This is a genomic window from Desulfoferrobacter suflitae (assembly GCF_022603395.1).
Classification (GTDB): Bacteria; Desulfobacterota; Syntrophobacteria; order Syntrophobacterales; family Syntrophobacteraceae; genus Desulfoferrobacter; species Desulfoferrobacter suflitae.
In genome coordinates, this window is sequence record NZ_JAIBKA010000054.1 from 1 (window position 1) to 541 (window position 541).

At 53.0% G+C, this 541-nt stretch carries 1 protein-coding gene; it reads right to left on the reverse strand.

Features of this window, described 5'->3' with window-relative positions; genetic code table 11:
• On the reverse strand, nucleotides 1-541 hold a 541-nt coding region (locus K1V27_RS22595; RefSeq protein ID WP_258932543.1), incomplete at both ends, for an ISAzo13 family transposase.

Consider the following 541-nt stretch of genomic DNA (forward strand, 5'->3'; position numbering starts at 1 on the left):
GGACGATGTTGACCTGGCGCAACTCCTTGTCCGAAACCTTAATTCCTTTGGGATACTTATTGGTATCGAGCTCGCACTTGACTGTCAGGCCTGTGCGGGTCTTCGTTGAAGCAATGAGGTTGACGATCACTTCATGACTCACAAGAGGTTTACCCCGCCAATTCTGACTGATGAAGGAAAAGAGTCGATGCTCGATCTTGTTCCACTTGCTGGTGCCCGGTGGGAAATGGCAAACCGATATGACAAGACCAGTTTCGTTGGCGAACTTCTGCAACTCGATCTTCCAGAGTCGAACTCTCGCCCCGTTGCTGCCGCCACCATCAGCGGTAATCAGAAGGCGAGCCGCCTTCGGATAAGCTTCCCGTCCCATGGTAATCCACCACTTGCGGATGCTTTCCACGGCAAACGTTGCAGTGTCATGGTCGGTTCCGACATTGACCCATCCGGTATTGCGGGTCTGGTCGTAAATCCCGTAGGGGGCCACTTTTCCAAGTTCGGGGATCTCAAAATCGTAGACGCGGACTTTTTCCGGGTTGCCCTT